19 protein-coding genes are annotated in these 17,381 nt (G+C 65.2%); 5 read left to right on the forward strand and 14 right to left on the reverse strand.

Going from position 1 to position 17,381, the window contains the following annotated elements; genetic code table 11:
- Nucleotides 1–34: 34 nt before the first annotated feature.
- The 6 genes from HD883_RS17450 to HD883_RS17475 all read right to left on the reverse strand — a co-directional run bounded on the left by HD883_RS17450 (nt 35) and on the right by HD883_RS17475 (nt 5,167).
- A complete protein-coding gene (locus HD883_RS17450) occupies nt 35–532 on the reverse strand; it encodes a CbiX/SirB N-terminal domain-containing protein (protein ID WP_257022273.1) in 498 nt (165 codons plus the stop codon).
- A complete protein-coding gene (gene ybiB, locus HD883_RS17455) occupies nt 529–1,506 on the reverse strand; it encodes a DNA-binding protein YbiB (protein WP_179583206.1) in 978 nt (325 codons plus the stop codon). Before ybiB ends, HD883_RS17450 begins: the two co-directional genes overlap by 4 nt.
- Before the next feature lie 55 nt (nt 1,507–1,561).
- Entirely contained in the window at nt 1,562–2,359 is a 798-nt protein-coding gene (locus tag HD883_RS17460) for an IclR family transcriptional regulator (RefSeq protein WP_179588493.1), read from the reverse strand.
- Between the two features lie 5 nt (nt 2,360–2,364).
- Complete coding sequence (locus tag HD883_RS17465; RefSeq protein ID WP_179583204.1) at nt 2,365–3,366, reverse strand: NAD(P)H-dependent flavin oxidoreductase; 1,002 nt, start codon at nt 3,364–3,366, stop codon at nt 2,365–2,367.
- 146 nt (nt 3,367–3,512) lie between these two features.
- Nucleotides 3,513–4,694 carry an acetyl-CoA C-acetyltransferase gene (locus HD883_RS17470; RefSeq protein ID WP_179583202.1) on the reverse strand — a complete coding sequence of 394 codons (1,182 nt, stop codon included), beginning with the start codon at nt 4,692–4,694 and terminating at the stop codon, nt 3,513–3,515.
- A 32-nt stretch (nt 4,695–4,726) separates the two neighbouring features.
- Nucleotides 4,727–5,167, reverse strand: a complete 441-nt coding sequence (locus HD883_RS17475; RefSeq protein WP_179583200.1) for a MerR family transcriptional regulator — start codon at nt 5,165–5,167, stop codon at nt 4,727–4,729.
- A 71-nt stretch (nt 5,168–5,238) separates the two neighbouring features.
- Here HD883_RS17475 and HD883_RS17480 point away from each other — a divergent pair, with 71 nt between their 5' ends.
- Nucleotides 5,239–6,291, forward strand: coding sequence for an MBL fold metallo-hydrolase (locus HD883_RS17480; RefSeq protein ID WP_179583198.1), 1,053 nt, complete (start codon nt 5,239–5,241; stop codon nt 6,289–6,291).
- 147 nt (nt 6,292–6,438) lie between these two features.
- Here the strand turns inward: HD883_RS17480 and HD883_RS17485 are convergent, their stop codons facing one another.
- The gene (locus HD883_RS17485; RefSeq protein ID WP_179583196.1) at nt 6,439–8,139 is read right to left on the reverse strand and encodes a SulP family inorganic anion transporter; all 1,701 of its coding nucleotides are present in this window, start codon (nt 8,137–8,139) and stop codon (nt 6,439–6,441) included.
- A gap of 30 nt (nt 8,140–8,169) precedes the next feature.
- On the reverse strand, nt 8,170–8,934 hold the full coding sequence (locus tag HD883_RS17490; protein WP_179583194.1) for an SDR family oxidoreductase: 765 nt from the start codon (nt 8,932–8,934) through the stop codon (nt 8,170–8,172).
- 152 nt (nt 8,935–9,086) lie between these two features.
- On the opposite strand from HD883_RS17490, the gene HD883_RS17495 reads away from it, so the two are divergent.
- Genes HD883_RS17495 through HD883_RS17505 form a run of 3 tightly spaced genes read left to right on the forward strand, consistent with a single transcriptional unit; the run spans nt 9,087 to nt 11,064 of the window.
- The gene (locus tag HD883_RS17495) at nt 9,087–10,556 is read left to right on the forward strand and encodes an FAD-binding oxidoreductase (RefSeq protein WP_179583192.1); all 1,470 of its coding nucleotides are present in this window, start codon (nt 9,087–9,089) and stop codon (nt 10,554–10,556) included.
- A 59-nt stretch (nt 10,557–10,615) separates the two neighbouring features.
- Nucleotides 10,616–10,906: a nucleotidyltransferase family protein gene (locus tag HD883_RS17500; protein WP_179583190.1), complete on the forward strand. Its 291-nt coding sequence runs from the start codon at nt 10,616–10,618 to the stop codon at nt 10,904–10,906.
- The gene (locus HD883_RS17505) at nt 10,903–11,064 is read left to right on the forward strand and encodes a HepT-like ribonuclease domain-containing protein (protein WP_179583188.1); all 162 of its coding nucleotides are present in this window, start codon (nt 10,903–10,905) and stop codon (nt 11,062–11,064) included. Before HD883_RS17500 ends, HD883_RS17505 begins: the two co-directional genes overlap by 4 nt.
- A gap of 19 nt (nt 11,065–11,083) precedes the next feature.
- Here HD883_RS17505 and HD883_RS17510 read toward each other — a convergent pair whose 3' ends face one another.
- Nucleotides 11,084–11,875: an NAD(P)H-dependent oxidoreductase gene (locus HD883_RS17510; protein WP_179583186.1), complete on the reverse strand. Its 792-nt coding sequence runs from the start codon at nt 11,873–11,875 to the stop codon at nt 11,084–11,086.
- Nucleotides 11,876–11,964: 89 nt separating this feature from the next.
- Here HD883_RS17510 and HD883_RS17515 point away from each other — a divergent pair, with 89 nt between their 5' ends.
- Nucleotides 11,965–12,867 carry a LysR family transcriptional regulator gene (locus HD883_RS17515; protein WP_179583184.1) on the forward strand — a complete coding sequence of 301 codons (903 nt, stop codon included), beginning with the start codon at nt 11,965–11,967 and terminating at the stop codon, nt 12,865–12,867.
- Nucleotides 12,868–12,950: 83 nt separating this feature from the next.
- On the opposite strand, the gene HD883_RS17520 is transcribed toward HD883_RS17515, so the two are convergent.
- The 5 genes from HD883_RS17520 to argS form a co-directional block, all read right to left on the reverse strand.
- Nucleotides 12,951–13,229: a hypothetical protein gene (locus tag HD883_RS17520; RefSeq protein ID WP_179583182.1), complete on the reverse strand. Its 279-nt coding sequence runs from the start codon at nt 13,227–13,229 to the stop codon at nt 12,951–12,953.
- Between the two features lie 133 nt (nt 13,230–13,362).
- Nucleotides 13,363–13,743 (reverse strand): hypothetical protein, encoded by a 381-nt coding sequence (locus HD883_RS17525; RefSeq protein ID WP_179583180.1) that lies wholly within the window; start codon nt 13,741–13,743, stop codon nt 13,363–13,365.
- A gap of 260 nt (nt 13,744–14,003) precedes the next feature.
- Nucleotides 14,004–14,666 carry a thiol:disulfide interchange protein DsbA/DsbL gene (locus HD883_RS17530; RefSeq protein WP_179583178.1) on the reverse strand — a complete coding sequence of 221 codons (663 nt, stop codon included), beginning with the start codon at nt 14,664–14,666 and terminating at the stop codon, nt 14,004–14,006.
- 101 nt (nt 14,667–14,767) lie between these two features.
- The gene (locus HD883_RS17535; RefSeq protein WP_257022275.1) at nt 14,768–15,418 is read right to left on the reverse strand and encodes an SPOR domain-containing protein; all 651 of its coding nucleotides are present in this window, start codon (nt 15,416–15,418) and stop codon (nt 14,768–14,770) included.
- A 13-nt stretch (nt 15,419–15,431) separates the two neighbouring features.
- A complete protein-coding gene (gene argS, locus HD883_RS17540) occupies nt 15,432–17,117 on the reverse strand; it encodes an arginine--tRNA ligase (protein WP_179583177.1) in 1,686 nt (561 codons plus the stop codon).
- Between the last annotated feature and the right edge of the window lie 264 nt (nt 17,118–17,381).

Consider the following 17,381-nt stretch of genomic DNA (forward strand, 5'->3'; position numbering starts at 1 on the left):
GTTGTGTCTCCGTAACGTGGCAATGAAGGACGCGTCAGGCGTCGTGGATGTCGGTTCGCGCAAGATCGATCGCCGCCGCGGCGACCGCATCCAGCACGCCAGGCAAGTCGGACAGCACCGGCAGCACGCGCACGCGCATGCCGGGATGACGGGATTGCGCCGCGCGCAACATGTCGGGCAGGTCACGCACGACGTGGCCCGCGCCCGACCAGAAGACGGGCAGCAAGTCGACCTGCCGGGCACCCTGGGCGGCCAGCATGTCGACCGCGTCCTGCAGGGTCGGCGTCATCAATTCAAGGAAAGCGATGGCCACGGGCAGGCCGGGTTCGCGGGCGCGGACCGAGTCGGCCAGGCGGTGCAAGGGTTCGGCCCAGCGGGGGTCGCGGGCGCCGTGGGCGAACAGGATCATTGCGCGAGGATTGGCGCCCTGCGCGGTGGCGGCATCGGAAACGTCGGTCATGTCATTGGCCGCAGGAACGTCGAGCCCTGCCGTGATATCCGTTTCGTCGCGCATGTCAGGCCGGCCGCTCATGCTGCGCCCCCGGCCGACATCCGCCCCACCGTCGCCAGGATCGCATCGCGCTGCCGCGCCATCGCGTCGGGCAGCGGCTGCTCCCCCATCTGCACGGCGCGGATCCAGTCGGCCGTGGCGCCGGCATCGCGGTCCGGCAGCGTTGGCAATTCGGCCGGGCTGCCTGCCGCGGCTTCGATCACCGTTGTCGGCGTGCCGCCCAGCCATTCCACCACCGCCTGCGGCCGCCGCACATTGGCAACGGCTTCGCCTTCGGTGCCGCGCATCAGCAGGCTGGCTTGCGGCTTGAGCGTGAAAAGCTCGCCCAGCATGTCGCCAAATTCCGGATGCGTGTAGGCCGACAGCAGCAGGCTGGGCCCGGCCACCGGCCGCAGCAGCTTGGCCAGGGTGTGCGACACGTTACGCACGCCCAGCACGCGGCGCAGGCTGACCAGCCGGGCCAGACCCGGGCAGGCCGTGGCCAGCGGCAGGTAGGTCAGTCGGTTGGCAGCCAGCTGGGAAGATGCCTCGGCTGCGCTGGTGGCAGGCGACACGCCCAGGCGCTGCAGGATTTCCAGTGTGGTGATGCGTGTCTTGTTGGACCCCGCGCCTTGCGCCGCCGGGTCGGACGCCTGGCCATGCATGATCACCGGAACGCCGGCACCCGCCAGGGTCAGCGCCAGCAGCGGGACCAGGTTGGGGGCGTGGCGCGAGCCGTTGTAGGTCGGCAGGACAACAACCGGCGTGTCGCTGCCCGACGTGACTGCCACGCAGCGCGTATCGACCGCGTCCAGGAAGCCGGCGATTTCGGCCGCGACTTCGCCCTTCATGCGCAGCGCAATCAGCACGGCGCCCAGTTCGAGGTCGCTCACGCCGCCATCAAAAATCGCCGCCATCAGGCTATGCGACTGGTCGCGCGACAGGGCGCGCGATCCGTCTTTGCCACGGCCGATCTCGCGCATCAGCGCAGCGCAGGAAAAAGGGGTGGCGCTCATGTTCACGGGTTTCCCAAGGGTTTCGTCATTCAATCGCGGTAAGACGCCGCCCGCATCACACCCGTTTCATCAACGCGTTGATGCGGTCGGCGGCCGCCAGCAAGGGCGGCAACAGGCGTTCGCGCATCTGGTCCGCCGTGATCCGGTGGGCCTGCCCGCTCAGGTTCAGCGCAGCCACGGTGCGTCCATTGCGGTCCAGGATAGGCACGCTGATCGCCACCAGGCCCGTTTCCAGTTCCTGGTTCACCAGCGACCAGCCTTGCTTGCGCACGTCCAGTATCGCCTGTTTGAGCTGCACCGGGTCCACCAGGGTCAGCGGCGTATGGGCGCGCAAATCGGAGCGCTTCAGGACGGCGTCGATCTGCTCGTCGGGCAGGCCGGCGAGCAGCACCCGCCCCATGGCCGAGCAATAGGCTGGCAGGCGGCTGCCGATGCCCAGGTTGATCGACATGATCTTGCCGGTCGGAATACGCAGCACGTACACGATATCCACGTCGTCCAGCACGGTGGCCGAGCACGACTCATGCACCTCGGCCGCCAGCGATTCCATGATCGGCTCGGCCAGATCCCAGAACGGCATGGACGTCAGGTACGCAAAACCCAGTTCCAGGATGCGGGGCGTCAGCCGGAACAGGCGGCCCTCGTTGGTCATGTAGCCCAGCTGCACCAGGGTCAGCAGGATGCGGCGGGCGCCCGCGCGGGTCAGGCCCGATACGTCGGCAACCTCGGTCAGCGTCATGGCGGCGCGGCGCGCATTGAAGGCGCGGATGACCGACAGCCCGCGCGCAAAGGATTGCACGTAGGCATCCCCCGGGCGGACATCTTCCGGCGTGTCTGACGTCAGGGCATGCATGCGGGTCACGCGGCGCCTCCGAGCAGGCGGGCGCGGGCCGCCAGGTATTCGCGTTCCAGCGGGTCCGCCACCTGCGCGGCCGGGATCACGGCGTCGATCTGTCCGACGCCCTGGCCGGCGCCCCAGATGTCGCGCCAGGCTTTTGCGCCGCTGGCGGGATCGGCCCCGGCGCCTCCGGCGTCATCCGTTTTCGTCAGCGCATTCAATTTGCTTTTGTCCGCCTTGGGAAGGTGATCGGGATCCAGGCCGGCGGCCACGATGGATGCACGCAGGTAGTTGCCGCTGACTCCCGTGAAGAAGTCACTGTAGACGACGTCCGCGGCCCGCGCATCGACCAGCGCCTGGCGGTAGTCGTCGCTGATGCGCGCTTCGGGCGTTGCCAGCCATCGGGTTCCCACGTAGGCCAGATCGGCGCCGGCTGCCTGGGCGGCCAGTATCGCATTGCCCGACGCGATCGCGCCCGACAGCACCAGGGGGCCATCAAAGAACGACCGGATCTCGCCCAGCAACGCGAACGGCGACAAGGTGCCTGCATGACCGCCCGCCCCCGCCGCCACCGCGATCAGCCCGTCCACGCCGGCTTCCAGCGCTTTTTGTGCGTGCCTGACGTTGATCACGTCATGCAGCACGATGCCGCCATACGCATGCACGCGCGAGATCCATGACGATTCCGGGGCCCGCAGGCTGGAGATGATGATGGGCACACGATGCGCGATGCACACGTCCAGATCCGCTTCCAGCCGCGTATTGGACGCATGCACGATCTGGTTCACGGCCATCGGTCCGATTACGGCGCCAGGATGCGCCTGCCGGTGCGCGGCCAGCTGGGTGTCGATGTCCGTCAGCCAGCGATCCAGTTCCGCTTGCGGGCGGGCGTTGAGCGCCGGAAACGATCCCACGACGCCCGACAGGCATTGCGCAACGACCAGTTCCGGCCCGCTGGCGATGAACATGGGGGCACTGACGACAGGCAGCCGCAGGCGGCTGAGGACGGGAGGCAGGGACATGGGGGAGACCGAAGGCGTAAAAACAAGGACGGGCCGCGCAGGAACTGACGCGGCCCGGTAGTGTGCGTCCTGCCCCAACAGGCGAGGCATGACGCAAGGCGCAGTGCGCCGTGGGATCTAGACCGTGGCGATCAGACCCGTGGCGATCAGATCATTTCCACGGCCATGGCCACGGCTTCGCCGCCGCCGATGCACAGAGTCGCCACACCCTTCTTGCCGCCGGTCTTGCGCAGGCCGCCGATCAGCGTGGCCAGCAGACGCGCGCCGCTGGCGCCGATCGGGTGACCCAGCGCCGTCGCGCCGCCGTGGATGTTGACCTTGGATGCGTCCAGCTTGTGGTCTTCGATCGCGGCCATGGCCACGACGGCAAAGGCTTCGTTGACCTCGAACAGGTCCACGTCGTCGGCCTTCCAGCCGGTCTTGTTGAACAGGTTCTTCAGGGCGCCGACCGGGGCGGTCGTGAACCACTTCGGTTCCTGCGAGTGCGACGCGTGGCCGACGACGCGCGCCAGCGGCTTCAGTCCCAGTTCCTTGGCGGTCGATTCGCGCATCATCACCATGGCGGCCGCGCCGTCCGAAATCGACGACGAGTTGGCGGCCGTGATGGAACCGTCTTTCTTGAACGCCGGCTTCAGGGTCGGGATTTTTTCCGGCATGGCCTTCCCCGGCGCTTCGTCCTTGGCGACCACGACTTCACCCTTGCGGCCCTGCACGGTGACGGGGGCAATTTCCCATTCGAAGCTGCCGTCTTCAATCGCGGCGCGGGCGCGCTTCAGGGATTCCAGCGAGTACGCATCCTGCTGTTCGCGGGTGAATGCGTACTTGTCGGCGCAGTCTTCGGCGAACACGCCCATGGCGCGGCCCTTGTCATAGGCATCTTCCAGGCCGTCCATGGCCATGTGGTCATAGATCGTGGCGTGGCCGAAGCGGATGCCCTGGCGGCCCTTGGGCAGCAGGTGCGGCGCGTTGGTCATGCTTTCCATGCCACCGGCCACGGCAATGTCGATGCTGCCCGCGACCAGCGCGTCGTGCGCGATCATCGCGGCCTTCATGCCCGACCCGCAGATCTTGTTGATCGTGCTGCACGCGGTGGTCTGCGGCAGGCCTGCGCCCAGCGCGGCCTGGCGGGCGGGCGCCTGGCCCTGGCCTGCCTGCAGCACGTTGCCCATGATGACTTCCTGGACCTGTTCCGGCTTCAATCCGGCGCGTTCGACCGCGGCCTTGATGGCGACCGCGCCAAGCTCGTTGGCAGACAGAGCGGACAATTCGCCGAGCATGCCGCCCATGGGCGTGCGTGCGACGGAAACGATGACGACGGGATCGGACATGGAAAACTCCTGATTCGATAGAGGGTATGCACTTATGCGGTGACTGAGCGGGAACCCGCTTTCTTCTTCTTGCTTCCGTATTCCGACGGACCTTCCTTCAACTGGTCCAGCATTCGCCGACCCATGGCTTCCTGGGCATCGATCTCGGCCAGGGTGAGATCGATATCTTCGCGGCGGCGCTCGAGAATCTGCCGATGCTGACTCAGCACCGACAGGAACTCCTTCAACTGCGGCACAGTGTCTTTGGGCTCATCGTACATGTCGAGCAGGGTGCGGATTTCGGCCAGGGAAAGACCGAGCCGCCGACCCCGCAGGATGAGCTTGAGGCGGGTGCGATCGCGCGCGGAATAGACGCGCTGCGAGGCTTCCCGGGTGGGCGAGAGGATGCCTTCGTCTTCGTAGAAACGGATGGCCCGGGCCGTGGCGCCGAATTCGCGCGCCAGGTCGGAAATCGTGTAGGTGGGCGCCGACATAGGTACACTTGCACTTTACGTAAACGTAAACCCCATTCTAGGCGGCCAGGCGTCCAGGAGCAATCGACGGCATGAACCCTCTCGAACACCAACTGCAGTATCCATTCAACGATACCCTCCCAGCCGCCGGCACGTCCATTGAGGTTGCCCCGGGTATCCGGTGGGTCCGGCTGCCCCTGCCGTTCGCGCTCGACCATATCAACGTCTGGCTGATGCGCGACACCTACGAAGGCCGCGACGGCTGGACCGTGGTGGACTGCGGGGTGGCCCGCGACGAAGTCATGGGCATGTGGGAACAGGTGTTCGCCAACGAGCTGGACGGGCTGCCGGTGGTGCGCGTGATCGTCACCCACATGCACCCGGACCATATCGGCCTGGCGCACTGGCTGACCGAAAAATGGAATGCCCCCCTGCAGATGACGATGACCGATTTCGTGGTCGCGCAGCTGTACTGCGGCGCCGATTCGGGCGGCGGCGGCGAACGCCTGGCCAGGCACTTCGAACGCCATGGCATGACCAACCCGGAAGATCTGGACGGTGTGCGCAAACGCAAGAGCTACTACTCGCAATTGGTGCCCAAGGTGCCGTCCAGTTTCATCCGTATTGTCGACAACGACATCGTGACGATCGGCGGGCATGACTGGCAGGTCATCATCGGCTATGGCCACGCCCCGGAACATGCGTCGTTCTACAGCAAGTCCCTGAATGTGGTGATCTCGGGCGACATGGTGCTGCCGCGCATTTCCACCAACGTCAGCGTGAACAGCGAAGAGCCGCAAGGCAATGCGCTGCAGGACTACCTGGATTCCTTGTCACGGTATGCCGATGTGCCTGATGACGCGTTGACCCTGCCTTCGCACGGCCGGCCGTTCGTCGGCATTCACACTCGCATCCAGCAGCAACACGATCACCATGCCGAGCATCTGGCGCGCGTGCTGACGGCGTGCGCCGAGCCCAAGAGCGCCTTCGATATCGTGCCGGTGCTGTTCAAGCGCAAGCTGGACCTGCATCAGATGACGTTTGCGCTGGGCGAGTCGATCGCGCACCTGCACATGCTGATGTATGCCGGCAGGGCAAAGCGGATCACAGGTGACGATGGCGTGATCCGGTTCCAGGCGGTTTGAGGGCCTGACCGGATTGAAGGGTCAGCTGGCTTGAGGGCTGCACCCTTTTTTTGAAGACTCGGCCCTCTTGAAGGCCCAGCACTCTTGAAGGCTCGGCCCTCTTGAAGGCTCGACCTTTTTGAAGGCTCGACCCGTCAGGATCACCGCTCAATGTCCCTGCGCGGCCACGCCCGCAGGCAGCACCAGGCTGTGGATCGCCTCCCGTTCCGTCCGGAACAGGTTGCTCGGGGTGATCACCTTCATGGCGCCCGATGCCACCAGCACGTCTTCCACCTGCTTCTTGAGTCCGGCCAGGTAGACCTCGACTCCCTGCTCCCGCAGGTTGCCCACCAGATAACTCAGCGTATCCACCCCGGTAGTATCGATGCTGTTGATCGGACCGGCGTAGATCAACACACGTTTGATGGACGCATCGGCCCGCACCCGCGTCATGATGAAGTGTTCCAGCGGGGTGGCGGTCACAAAGCTCAGGGCGGCGTCCATCCGCACGGCCAGCACGTCGGGCGCCAGCGCGCCGAGTGAAAACCGCGCCCGATCCCGCAACGTGCCGTCTTCATGCACCCCCACTTCGATGATGCGGGGATGCGCGCGGCCATACATGAAATAGCTCAGCGACAGGATGAAGCCGACCAGCACGCCCCACTGCAGCTGGGGCGCCGAAATCAGCGTGGCGATGGCCGTGATGACCGCAATGACCGCTTCGGGCCGAGACGTGTGCCACAGCCGCACGAAAAACGCCGGCTGCACCAGGTTCATGACCGGCACGACGATCACCGCGGCCAAGAAGGCCTTGGGCAGGTGGGCGATGGCCGGGGTCAGGAACAGCAGGCTGACCAGCACGCAGACGAAGGCAAACAGCGCCGACCAGCCAGTGCGAGCACCCACATACAGATTGAGCGCCGATCGCGAGAAGGACGCGCTGACCGGGAAGGCACCACTGAAGGCGCTGGTCAGCTTGGCCAGGCCCTGGCCGATGAATTCCTGGTCTTCATCCCACCGCTGGCGGTTGCTGCGCGAAATGGTCTTGGCGCTGGACAAGGCTTCGACAAAGCTGACGATCGCGATCACCGCGGCGGCCGGCAGCAGCGCGCGATAGTCTTCCCAGGACAGCAGGGTGGGCACCGCGAAGTCCGGCAAGCCAGCGGGCAAGGCGCCCACCACCGCGCCGCCCCGGGCTCCGTATCCGGTCAGCCAGCTGACGATCCCGCACACCAGCGCTGCGCCCAGCACCACCGGCATCCGTTTGCTGTACTTCTTGAGCGCCAGCAGGAAGACCAGGGTCCCGATACCGAAGGCAAAGCCGGTCCAGTCGACCGAAAACGCGATGTCGGCGTACCGTCCTGACTGGAACAGGTCAGCGACTGCCCTGCCATCCAGGCCCAGCATTGCGGGCAATTGCGACAGCACGATCAGGATCGCGGCCGCCTGGGTAAACGCCCCCACCACCGTGGCCGGCAGGAAGTTGACGATCATGCCCAGGCGCAGCATGCCGACCAGGATCTGGATGGCGCCCGCGATCAGGGACAGCCAGATCGCCAGTTCCACCCATCGCGGAGACCCTGCCCAGGCCAGGCCCGACAGGGAACCCGCGACCAGCATGCTCGTCAGCGCAACCGGGCCCGCGCCCAGCAACTGGCACGATCCGAACAGCACACTGATGACTGGCGGGATCAGCGCCGCGTACAGCCCCGTGATCGGCGGCATCCCGGCCAGCATGGCATACGCCACGGCTTGCGGCACCAGGATCAGGCCCAGCGTGAAGCCCGCGCGCGCATCGGCAATCAGCGTGTCGGACGTGGGGCGCGGCCACGCCAGGAAAGGAAGCCAACGAAGCAGGGAAGCGTGCATAGACCAGCGGGGAGGAAGCGGACAGGGGCGTCAGGAAGGACGCGAGGCGCGCGGCTTGCGTGGCGCCTTGGAAGCGAAGTGATCGTACACCACCGCCGGAAGCAGCCGCAGCAGCCGCGCCACGACGCCCATCTGCCACGGGATGACGGTGTAGCGGGTGCCGCGCGCGATGGCCCGCGCCGCCTTCTCGGCGAACACGTCGGGTTCCATCAGAAAGGGCATGGTGTACGGGTTGTGCGCGGTCAGCGGTGTGCGGATGTAGCCCGGCGCCACCGTGGAGACGCGGATGCCGTAATGGATGAGTTCATTGCGCACGCTTTCGCAGTAAGCGATCACTGCGGCTTTGGACGCGCTGTATGCGCCAGCACCTGGCAGGCCGCGAATGCCCGCCACACTGGCGATGCCGACGAGCTGGCCGGCCCGCCGCGCTTTCATGCCGGCAATGAAGGGCTCGAAGGTGGCGACCATGGCCACCAGATTGGTGTCGATCACGGTCTTGAAGCCGTCAAAGTCTTCCATTTCTTCGGTCAGGGTGCCGACACTGATCCCGGCGTTGGCGATCACCAGATCCACCCGCCCGCACGCCGCCTGGAAATCGGCGGCGGCCCGGTGGAGCGCGTCGCGATCGCGCACGTCCAGCGCGTAGCAATGGTGCGTGCCGGGCAGGCTGGCGGCCAAGGCGTCAAGCATCTGCTGTCGCCGGCCGACCAGGCCGATCGTGGCGCCCTGGGCGGCGTACTGGCGGGCCAGGGCCTCGCCAATGCCACTGCTGGCGCCGGTAATGAATACGAACATCGAATCTGTCTCCCGGATGTGAAGCAAGGATAGCCGCCCGGGTGGGCCTTGGGTGAGCGGGCCTGGACGAAAGTGTCCTGGCTCGCTGCCTGCGAGTCCGGGCATCGCGGGGTATAGTCGAAGACCCAGTTGCTGTCCTGCACGAATACGCCATGCCCAACGACACGATCGACACTTCCGCCCTGGGCGCCCCCGGGCGCCTGCACCCAGAACTCGCCACCGAACTCGTCCGTATTGTCGGGCAGGAACATGTCTTTGCCGAAGCGGCCGACAAGCTCAGATATGAAATCGGCGCCCGCTATGGCGAAGGCAAGGCGGGTTTCGTGGTCCGGCCGTCGTCCGCCGCCGAAATTGGCGAAGTGCTCGCTTTGTGCCTGCGCACCGGCACGCCGCTGATCGCCCAGGGCGCCAATACGGGCCTGGTGGCGGCCAGCACGCCCAACGAAACGGGTCTGCAGGTGGTGATGAGCCTGGAGCGCCTGCGCGGCGACGTCATCGTGGACCGGGCCAACCGCACCGCCACGGTCGGCGCCGGCGTCACGCTGCAGGACCTGAACGAGAAGCTGGCCGCCGACAACCTGTGCTTCCCGATCGACCTGGGCGCCAACCCTTCGGTGGGCGGCATGATCGCCACCAACACGGGCGGCTCGCGCCTGGTGCGTTATGGCGACGTGCGGCACAACCTGCTTGGCCTGGAAGTGGTGCTGGCCGACCCGCCAGGACAAGTGCTGGACCTGATGACCGGCCTGCGCAAGAACAACACCGGCTACGACCTGAAGCAGCTCTTCGTCGGCACGGGTGGTGCGGGCGGCATCATCACGCGCGCCGTGCTGCAGGTGCACCCCCTGCCCCGCCAGACCGCCACCGCACTGATCGTGCCGACCGGTCAGGACGCCATCCTGGACCTGCTGATCGCCCTGGAAGGCGAATTCGGCGACTTCCTGACGGCCTACGAAGGCATCTCCAAAACGTGCATCGAAGCCGTGCTGGATCACATGCCGTCGGTGTCCAACCCCTTTGCGCCCGAACCGATTCCCGACTACATGCTGCTGGTGGAGCTGAGCGCCACCGCATCGCGCGAAACGCTGGGCATGGACCTGCAGGAAGCGCTGAACGGCTTCCTGGAACAGCACTTCGATGTGCTGGTCGCCAACGCCCTGCTCGACGGCGGACCCGACCTCTGGAAGATCCGCCATTCCATCAGCGAATCCATTCGGCACCAGGGCAAGCTGATCGCGTTCGACATTGCCGTGCCCCGCTCGGCCATGGTCGCCTTCCGCGCCGAAGCCATCGCGATGATGGACGCCCGCTTCCCCTTCCTGCGCCTGTATGACTTCGGGCACTGGGCGGACGGTGGCTGCCACTTCAACATCGTCTGGCCCAAGGAAGCGGAACAGAAACCGGACGACGCCACGATCGAATCGCTGCGCATCGCCATCTATGACCTGGTCGTTCGCAGCTACGGCGGCAGCTTCAGCGCCGAACACGGAGTCGGCCCCTACAACGAACGTTTCTACCACCGCTACACCGCCGACACCGTCCAGGAATTCGCGGGCCGCGTACAGTCCGCCATCGATCCCAAGCATGTGCTGGGACAGGTGTGGTTCGGGCCGGAACGGTAAGGCGGATATTCGCAATGGGTGTTGTATAACAAAGCATTAGTATCGATCTGGAAGCATTGATGCGACCTTCTGAAGCCCTGGCCTCCAATCGCGCCGCGATTCGACGCGTTGTTGAATCTCATCATGCAGAGAACGCGCGAGTTTTCGGATCGGTTATTCACGGCGATGACACGGATGGAAGCGACCTCGCTATCCTCGTCGACCCCACTTCCGAAACGACGTTGATGAACGTTGCTGCCATTCAGGTTGAGCTGCAGAACCTGCTTGGCGTGTCCGTTGACGTACTTACGCCCAAGGCGCTCCCGGACTCCTTCCGCAGCACTGTGCTGTCCGAGGCGGTGCCCGTGTGAGCAAGCAATTGCGCGCCCAGGACTTCGTTGATCACATTCTCCAGGCTATTGAGCGAATAGATCGATATACAGCAGGGATGGACGAGTCCGGGTTTGTCGCAAATGAGATGGCGCAAGATGCGGTGATCCGCGTGATGCGTCCAGTTCTTGCAGCTTGAGCAGACCGCCAAGACACCTTCACACATCGTCGACCGCCGCACGATGCGCGCCAAACCCTTCCAGCCCCGGCGTTATGTCCGCCTTCAGCGTTAACGCCGGAATGTCGTAATCGCCGGCGTTCTGGGGGCGGAAGGGAATCGGCGGTGTCGATCCCAACGTATCCAGCCGGTCGCCCAGCGCAGTGCACAGCGCTGCGAACTTGGCATCGTCAATCTTGCCTGTCCGGTAGGTCACGAACGGCGGCAGGACCGCGAAGCCGGGGTAGAACAGGATTCCGTGCTGAATCGGAAACAGGATATCGTCGATCGGCCCGCCGATACCCCGCGGTGCGTAGTGGGATTCCCATCCACCGGTCGACACCATCACCATGGCGCGCTTGCCTGACATGACGCCTTCGCCAAAACGCTCGCCCCACCGTGCGTCCGAATGTTCACCGACGCCATAGGCGAAGCCGTTGGCGTACACCCGGTCCACCCATCCTTTCATGATGGCCGGCATGGAATACCACCACAGCGGGAATTGCAGGATCAGGACGTCCGCCCAACGCAGCTTGTCCTGCTCAAGCTTGATGTCGGCGCTTTGACGATCCGCATCGAACGCGCGCCGCGAGTCGGCCGACGCATCGAACCGGCCGTCCACGGGGGGATCCAGGCTGTCCCGCGCATCCAGCCCCGCTTTCCACTGCATGGCATACAGGTCAGACACCTGCACGGCGTGACCGGCGGCCTGCAAATGGGACACTGCAAAATCCTTGAGCGACCCGTTCAGCGAGCGGGGTTCGGGGTGGGCGTAGACGATAAGAATGTTCATGGTGCTGCTTCTGGAAGATGACCGAAGCAGGCAGCGTAGGCGTGGCGCCGGTATAGTGGAAATGAATTGCTGACATCCCAGGTATTGCCATGATTAATTTACGCCGGCTGGACATGAATCTGCTGCTGACGCTGGACGCGCTGCTGGCCGAGCACAACGTCACGCGTGCGGCTGAACGTCTGGGTTTTTCGCAGCCGTCGATCAGCGTGCATCTGGCCAAGTTGCGGCACGTGTTCAATGACCCCTTGCTGCTGCCAGGGCCACGCGGCATGCGGCCGACAGCGCGGGCCGATGAACTGCGTGAACCCTTGCGCGAGGCGCTGGCGGCATTGGAACGCGCGGTGCTTCCGACCCAGCCCTTCGATCCGTCGACGGCGACGAACACGTGGCGCATGGCCGCGTCGGACTATGCCGAATCCACCATCGTTTTGCCCACCCTCGGCCCATTGCGGAAGGCCGCGCCAGACACCCGGGTCGCCGTCCTGCCACTGTCGATCCCGCTGGTCGTTTCGCGCGCGGAACAGGGCACGATCGACCTGGCGTTCCACACGACCGCCGACAGCCCGGCCGGCCTGCATCGCCGCACCTTGTTTGACGAGCGGTACGTACTGGCTGGCCGTGCGGGCCATCCCAAGCTGAAGCGCCGGCCCACCATTGCGCAATTTTGCAAGCTGGAGCACGTGCTGGTGTCGACCTATGGCGGCAGCTTCCACGGCGTGACCGACGATGCGCTGGCCGCCGCAGGCTTGACCCGCCGGGTGGCGCTGTCAGTGCCGCATTTCCTGTTCATGCGATCGGTATTGGCGCAGACCGATCTGGTGGCCATGGTGCCCTGGCGGCTGGTGCGCAACGAGCCGGGACTGACGGTGGTCGAGGCCCCGGTGGACGTGCCTGGCTACGAGATGGCGATGCTGTGGCATGACCGGTGCCACCGGGATCCGTCGCATGTCTGGCTACGCGAGCTGATCGCAACGAGCACGGCCACGCCGTAAGTCGCGGAGCCATCACGCGGTGATCACCGCAGTGATTTAGGCAGGGATCCAGGCAGTGAGCCAGGCAGGGATCCACGCGCGGATCACCGCTTGCCAGCCGGCGTCGCCGCCCGCACGTCCACCTCGATGCACGTCTTGCCGAAGATCGCGATGATCGCCCGTTGCGGCGGTTCGTCCATGATCGTGCGGGCCAGCATCACGGCGCGCATCAGCCGGTCGCCAACGGCGGCTTCGGACTCGCCTGCCAGATACAGCCGCTGGAACAGCATCATCACCAGATCGCCCTGCGGATCGGGCAACACCGATTCGGCAACGGCCTGGGCCCGCGCCATCAATTCCGCAATCACGTCGTTGTGCGCCATGTCCGGATTCCAGGTGAAGGAGCCCCGATTTTGCGCACGATGAAGCGCCTGAGAAATGCGCGGAAACCGACTCGATCATTCGGACTCGGCCAGTCGAATGGCACCGATGACGCACCGATGCCACCGATGGTGCTCACACGAGCTTCAGTTTCCGCAACGCCGCAGGCACGAGTTCGAACAGGGGTTTTTGCACGATGGTGGCGATCAACGTGCCCTTGCCGCGGATCTGCAGGTCCAGCTTGGCATAGTCGTAAGCCTCGGCAAAGGTGGGAAAATCGCCGCGTCCCACCCACGTCAGCGCCGCCACGCGGCATACGTCATCGTTGGGCAGGGCATCCAGGACATCAAGCGTGGTACGGGGAGCTGCAATGGCTGCGTCGGCGGAATCACCGGCAGTGGCAGCAACCGAAGCAGCCGAAGCAAGCCCGGCAGCATCGACATGATGCTTACGCGCATCGATCGCGATCAGCTGGTCTAGGAAACGCCGCAGGGTGGGGCTGATGACATCGCTCATGGGCGGACCTTTCAGGTGGGGGAGGATAAGCACGAGTTGAACTGCCGCAGCATCACCAGCCGCGCCAGCGTGTCGATGATAGAGACGTGCCTTTTCCGGTAAATGCGGGGAACTACGTCATGCCCCTTCCCGCCCTGCAAAAACGCCCCCTCATCCCCAAAAAAAACACCCCGAAGCCAGGACAACCGTCCCACCTTCGAGGTGTTTTGTTTTCAAGTCAGTCACTGCCCCTGGCACGAAGCCAGGCGTGAAAAACCGGATTACTTCGCGCCGCCTTCCTTGCGCGCCTGCGCAATCAAAAAGTCTGCCACCTGCAGCGCGGCGGCGTTGCTGCCTGCCTGCGCCGGCGACGTCAGATACTTGCCGTTGATAGCCAGCGTCGGCACACCGTCGATCTTGTACGACTCCGACAATTTGGCGGCGCGCTGCACCTTGGACTGCACGCCGAACGAGTTGTAGGCGGCGGTGAACTGCGCCTTGTCCAGGCCGTTCTTTGACGCCCAATCGGCAATGCGGTCGGCCGTGTTCAGCGGCTGGCGCTGTTCATGGATCGCGCTGAAGACCATGCGGTGCAGCTGGTCGACCTTGCCCAGCGCTTCCAGCGTGTAGTACAGGCGCTGCTGCGGTTCCATGCCGGCGTTGAACTTGACCGGTACGCGCTTGATCACGACGTCGGCAGGCTGCTTCTTGATCCAGGTTTCAAGGCTGGGTTCGAGCGCATTGCAGTGCGGGCAGCTGTACCAGAAAAACTCGGTCACTTCGATCTTGCCTTGCGACTCGGTCTGCTGCGGCTGCGCCAGGCGGGTGTACTCCGTGCCTTCACGGAACTGCTGGGCCGATGCCACCGACGGCAGGAGCGCCACGGAAGCCGCGGCAAACGCAAGACCCGTCAAGAGACGGCTAACAGAACGACGACCGATCATGGAATTTCCCTTTGTATGCAAGTGCCGGCCCGGGCGGCACCCTTGTGCCGCCACGTGGGCGCGTGAGACTCGGACCGGCCAGGGCGGGCCCGAGTTCCTTCCTACTTCTTTACGACTGCCGCTTCGATGCCGTTTTCGGCCAGGCGCGCGCGCGAGCGGTTCATGTCATCGAGCTTGGCGAACGGGCCAAGCCGGACGCGATTGACGGTGCCTTTCGGGACGTCCGCCGTTTCCAGCCGGGCCTCGAAGCCCATGAAGGCCAGCCGCGCCTTCAGGGCTTCGGCGTCTTCGATCACGCGGAACGCGCCGACCTGCAGATAGTAGGTACCGGTGCTTTCCGGCACGGCAGGCGACGACGGCGTTGCCGGCGAGGCAGGCGTGCGGCCGGCTGGCGGTGTCGGGGTGGACGATCCCGGACCGGTATAGAAACTGGCGATGGGGTCGTCGTTGCGGCGCGCGTTGGGGACCGGTGCCGGCGGCGGGGCCGAGATGGCGGGCGGGCCGCTGGACGGCGGCACCGAACCGGCCGGCGCGTCCTTGCCGTACAGGCTGCGGTTGGGGTCGGGCGCGTTGGCCGGGTCGACCGGCTGCTGGCTGGTCGGCGGAACGCGCGCGGTCTTGTTCACGAAGGGCACGGGCGCCTTGTTCACATAGACCGCCACCAGCACGGCAACCACCAGGCCGACCAGCAGCCCGGCGATCAGGCCGAACATGGTGCCGCCGTGTTGCTTGCGCAGGCGGGGAGAGTTCAAGGGCATCGCAGGTTCACATCCGTTCGGGCGCGGTCACGCCCAGCAGGCTCAGGCCGTTTGCCAGCACCTGGCGGGTGGCGGCCAGCAGCGACAGGCGCGCCAGCTTGAGCGCTTCGTCGTCCACTAGCACGCGTTCGGCGTTGTAGTAGGCGTGGAAGTCGGCGGCGCAGTCCTTCAGCCAGAACGCCACGTGGTGCGGCGCCAGGTCATTCGCGGCCATGCCGAGCATGCCGGGGAATTCGGCCAGGCGCTGCATCAGCAGGAATTCGCGTTCGGCCACCAGCAGCGACGCGTCGGCCTGGGCCAGCGCGGCCACATCACCGCCCCAGCTGTTCAGGATCGAACAGATGCGGGCATGCGCGTACTGGATGTAATACACCGGGTTTTCGTCGGTCTGCTTGAGCGCCAGGTCCACGTCGAACACGAATTCGGTGTCGGCGCGGCGCTGGATCAGGAAGAAGCGCACGGCGTCGCGGCCGACCCAGTCGATCAGGTCGCGCAAGGTGACATAACTGCCCGCGCGCTTGGAGATCTTGACCTCTTCGCCGCCGCGCATCACCTTGACCATCTTGTGCAGGATGTAGTCGGGGTAGCCCTTGGGAATGCCCACGCCCAGCGCCTGCAGGCCCGAGCGCACGCGGGCGATGGTGCCGTGGTGGTCGGATCCCTGGATGTTGATGGCCTTGGTGTAGCCGCGTTCCCACTTGGTGACGTGGTAGGCCACATCGGGCACGAAGTAGGTATAGCCGCCTTCGGACTTGCGCATGACGCGGTCCTTGTCGTCCCCTTCGCCGAGTTCGGTGGTGCGCAGCCACAGCGCGCCTTCGTTCTCGTAGGTGTGACCGCTGTCGATCAGCCGTTGCACGGTGTTGTCGACCCGGCCCGACGTGTACAGCGAGCTTTCCAGGTAGTAATTGTCGAACTTCAGGTCGAACGCGGCCAGGTCCAGGTCCTGCTCGCGGCGCAGGTACGCCACGGCAAAGCGCCGGATGTCTTCCATGTTGTCGACGTCGCCCGACGCGGTGACGGGCTCGGCATCGGCCGCCTGCACCGTCTTGCCGGCCTTGAAGTCTTCGGCGATCTCGGCAATGTATTCGCCGCGATAGCCGTCCGCCGGGAAGTCCGGATGCGTGGTGTCGATCCCGCGCGCACGCGCCTGGACGCTGACGGCCAGGTTGTGGATCTGGTTGCCGGCGTCGTTGTAATAGAACTCGCGATGCACGTCCCAGCCGCCGGCGCCGAACAGGCGGCACAGCGCGTCGCCAAGCGCGGCCTGGCGGGCGTGGCCCACATGCAGCGGACCGGTCGGATTGGCGGAAACGAATTCGACGATGACCTTGCGGCCGATCGATGGCGCGCGCCCGAAGTCGGCGCCCCGCACGCGGATCGCGTCGATCACGGCCTGCTTGGCGGCCGGAGCAATACGCAGGTTGATGAAGCCCGGGCCGGCGATTTCAGCGCTCGCGATCAACGCGGTGGCGCCCGGCTGGGCCATCAGGGATTCGACGATCTGCTGTGCGAGGTCTCGGGGATTGCGCTTGAGCGGCTTGGCGATCTGCATCGCCACATTGGTCGCCACGTCGCCATGCGAGGCAGCCTTGGGGCGTTCCAGGAGCAGCGTGGGAGTCGCCTCGGGGGCAACGGCCTGGACGGCGGCGCCGATCAGGCTGAGAAGTTGTACCTGTTGCTCGGGGAGCATGGAATAGGACATCGCGGGGGTAAGTAAGAGGGCAATCTTAACAGCCGCAGGCGTCGGGGACTAACGCGCGGGCTGCCGGTGTGGTGTTTTGGCGGACGATTTCCCTGGGGGCTGACGCTGGGCGTAAGCCGGTTGTCAGCCCATGTCTGACACAGGAAAGCGACGTCTTAAGCATATAGCTTTTAGTAATTAAACGAGTCGAAACAAGGCAAATACAATATATAAAGTCATTAAAACACCCCGCTATATCACTTGAGGTTCTAA

Source organism: Pigmentiphaga litoralis (genome assembly GCF_013408655.1).
GTDB lineage: Bacteria > Pseudomonadota > Gammaproteobacteria > Burkholderiales > Burkholderiaceae_B > Pigmentiphaga > Pigmentiphaga litoralis_A.

Bases quoted from the DNA above. Each gene is read 5' to 3' on its own strand.
- HD883_RS17450 (WP_257022273.1), bottom strand. From the start codon at position 532: ATGAGCGGCCGGCCTGACATGCGCGACGAAACGGATATCACGGCAGGG.
- ybiB (WP_179583206.1), bottom strand. From the start codon at position 1,506: ATGAGCGCCACCCCTTTTTCCTGCGCTGCGCTGATGCGCGAGATCGGC.
- HD883_RS17460 (WP_179588493.1), bottom strand. From the start codon at position 2,359: ATGCATGCCCTGACGTCAGACACGCCGGAAGATGTCCGCCCGGGGGAT.
- HD883_RS17465 (WP_179583204.1), bottom strand. From the start codon at position 3,366: ATGTCCCTGCCTCCCGTCCTCAGCCGCCTGCGGCTGCCTGTCGTCAGT.
- HD883_RS17470 (WP_179583202.1), bottom strand. From the start codon at position 4,694: ATGTCCGATCCCGTCGTCATCGTTTCCGTCGCACGCACGCCCATGGGC.
- HD883_RS17475 (WP_179583200.1), bottom strand. From the start codon at position 5,167: ATGTCGGCGCCCACCTACACGATTTCCGACCTGGCGCGCGAATTCGGC.
- HD883_RS17480 (WP_179583198.1), top strand. From the start codon at position 5,239: ATGAACCCTCTCGAACACCAACTGCAGTATCCATTCAACGATACCCTC.
- HD883_RS17485 (WP_179583196.1), bottom strand. From the start codon at position 8,139: ATGCACGCTTCCCTGCTTCGTTGGCTTCCTTTCCTGGCGTGGCCGCGC.
- HD883_RS17490 (WP_179583194.1), bottom strand. From the start codon at position 8,934: ATGTTCGTATTCATTACCGGCGCCAGCAGTGGCATTGGCGAGGCCCTG.
- HD883_RS17495 (WP_179583192.1), top strand. From the start codon at position 9,087: ATGCCCAACGACACGATCGACACTTCCGCCCTGGGCGCCCCCGGGCGC.
- HD883_RS17500 (WP_179583190.1), top strand. From the start codon at position 10,616: ATGCGACCTTCTGAAGCCCTGGCCTCCAATCGCGCCGCGATTCGACGC.
- HD883_RS17510 (WP_179583186.1), bottom strand. From the start codon at position 11,875: ATGAACATTCTTATCGTCTACGCCCACCCCGAACCCCGCTCGCTGAAC.
- HD883_RS17515 (WP_179583184.1), top strand. From the start codon at position 11,965: ATGATTAATTTACGCCGGCTGGACATGAATCTGCTGCTGACGCTGGAC.
- HD883_RS17520 (WP_179583182.1), bottom strand. From the start codon at position 13,229: ATGGCGCACAACGACGTGATTGCGGAATTGATGGCGCGGGCCCAGGCC.
- HD883_RS17525 (WP_179583180.1), bottom strand. From the start codon at position 13,743: ATGAGCGATGTCATCAGCCCCACCCTGCGGCGTTTCCTAGACCAGCTG.
- HD883_RS17530 (WP_179583178.1), bottom strand. From the start codon at position 14,666: ATGATCGGTCGTCGTTCTGTTAGCCGTCTCTTGACGGGTCTTGCGTTT.
- argS (WP_179583177.1), bottom strand. From the start codon at position 17,117: ATGCTCCCCGAGCAACAGGTACAACTTCTCAGCCTGATCGGCGCCGCC.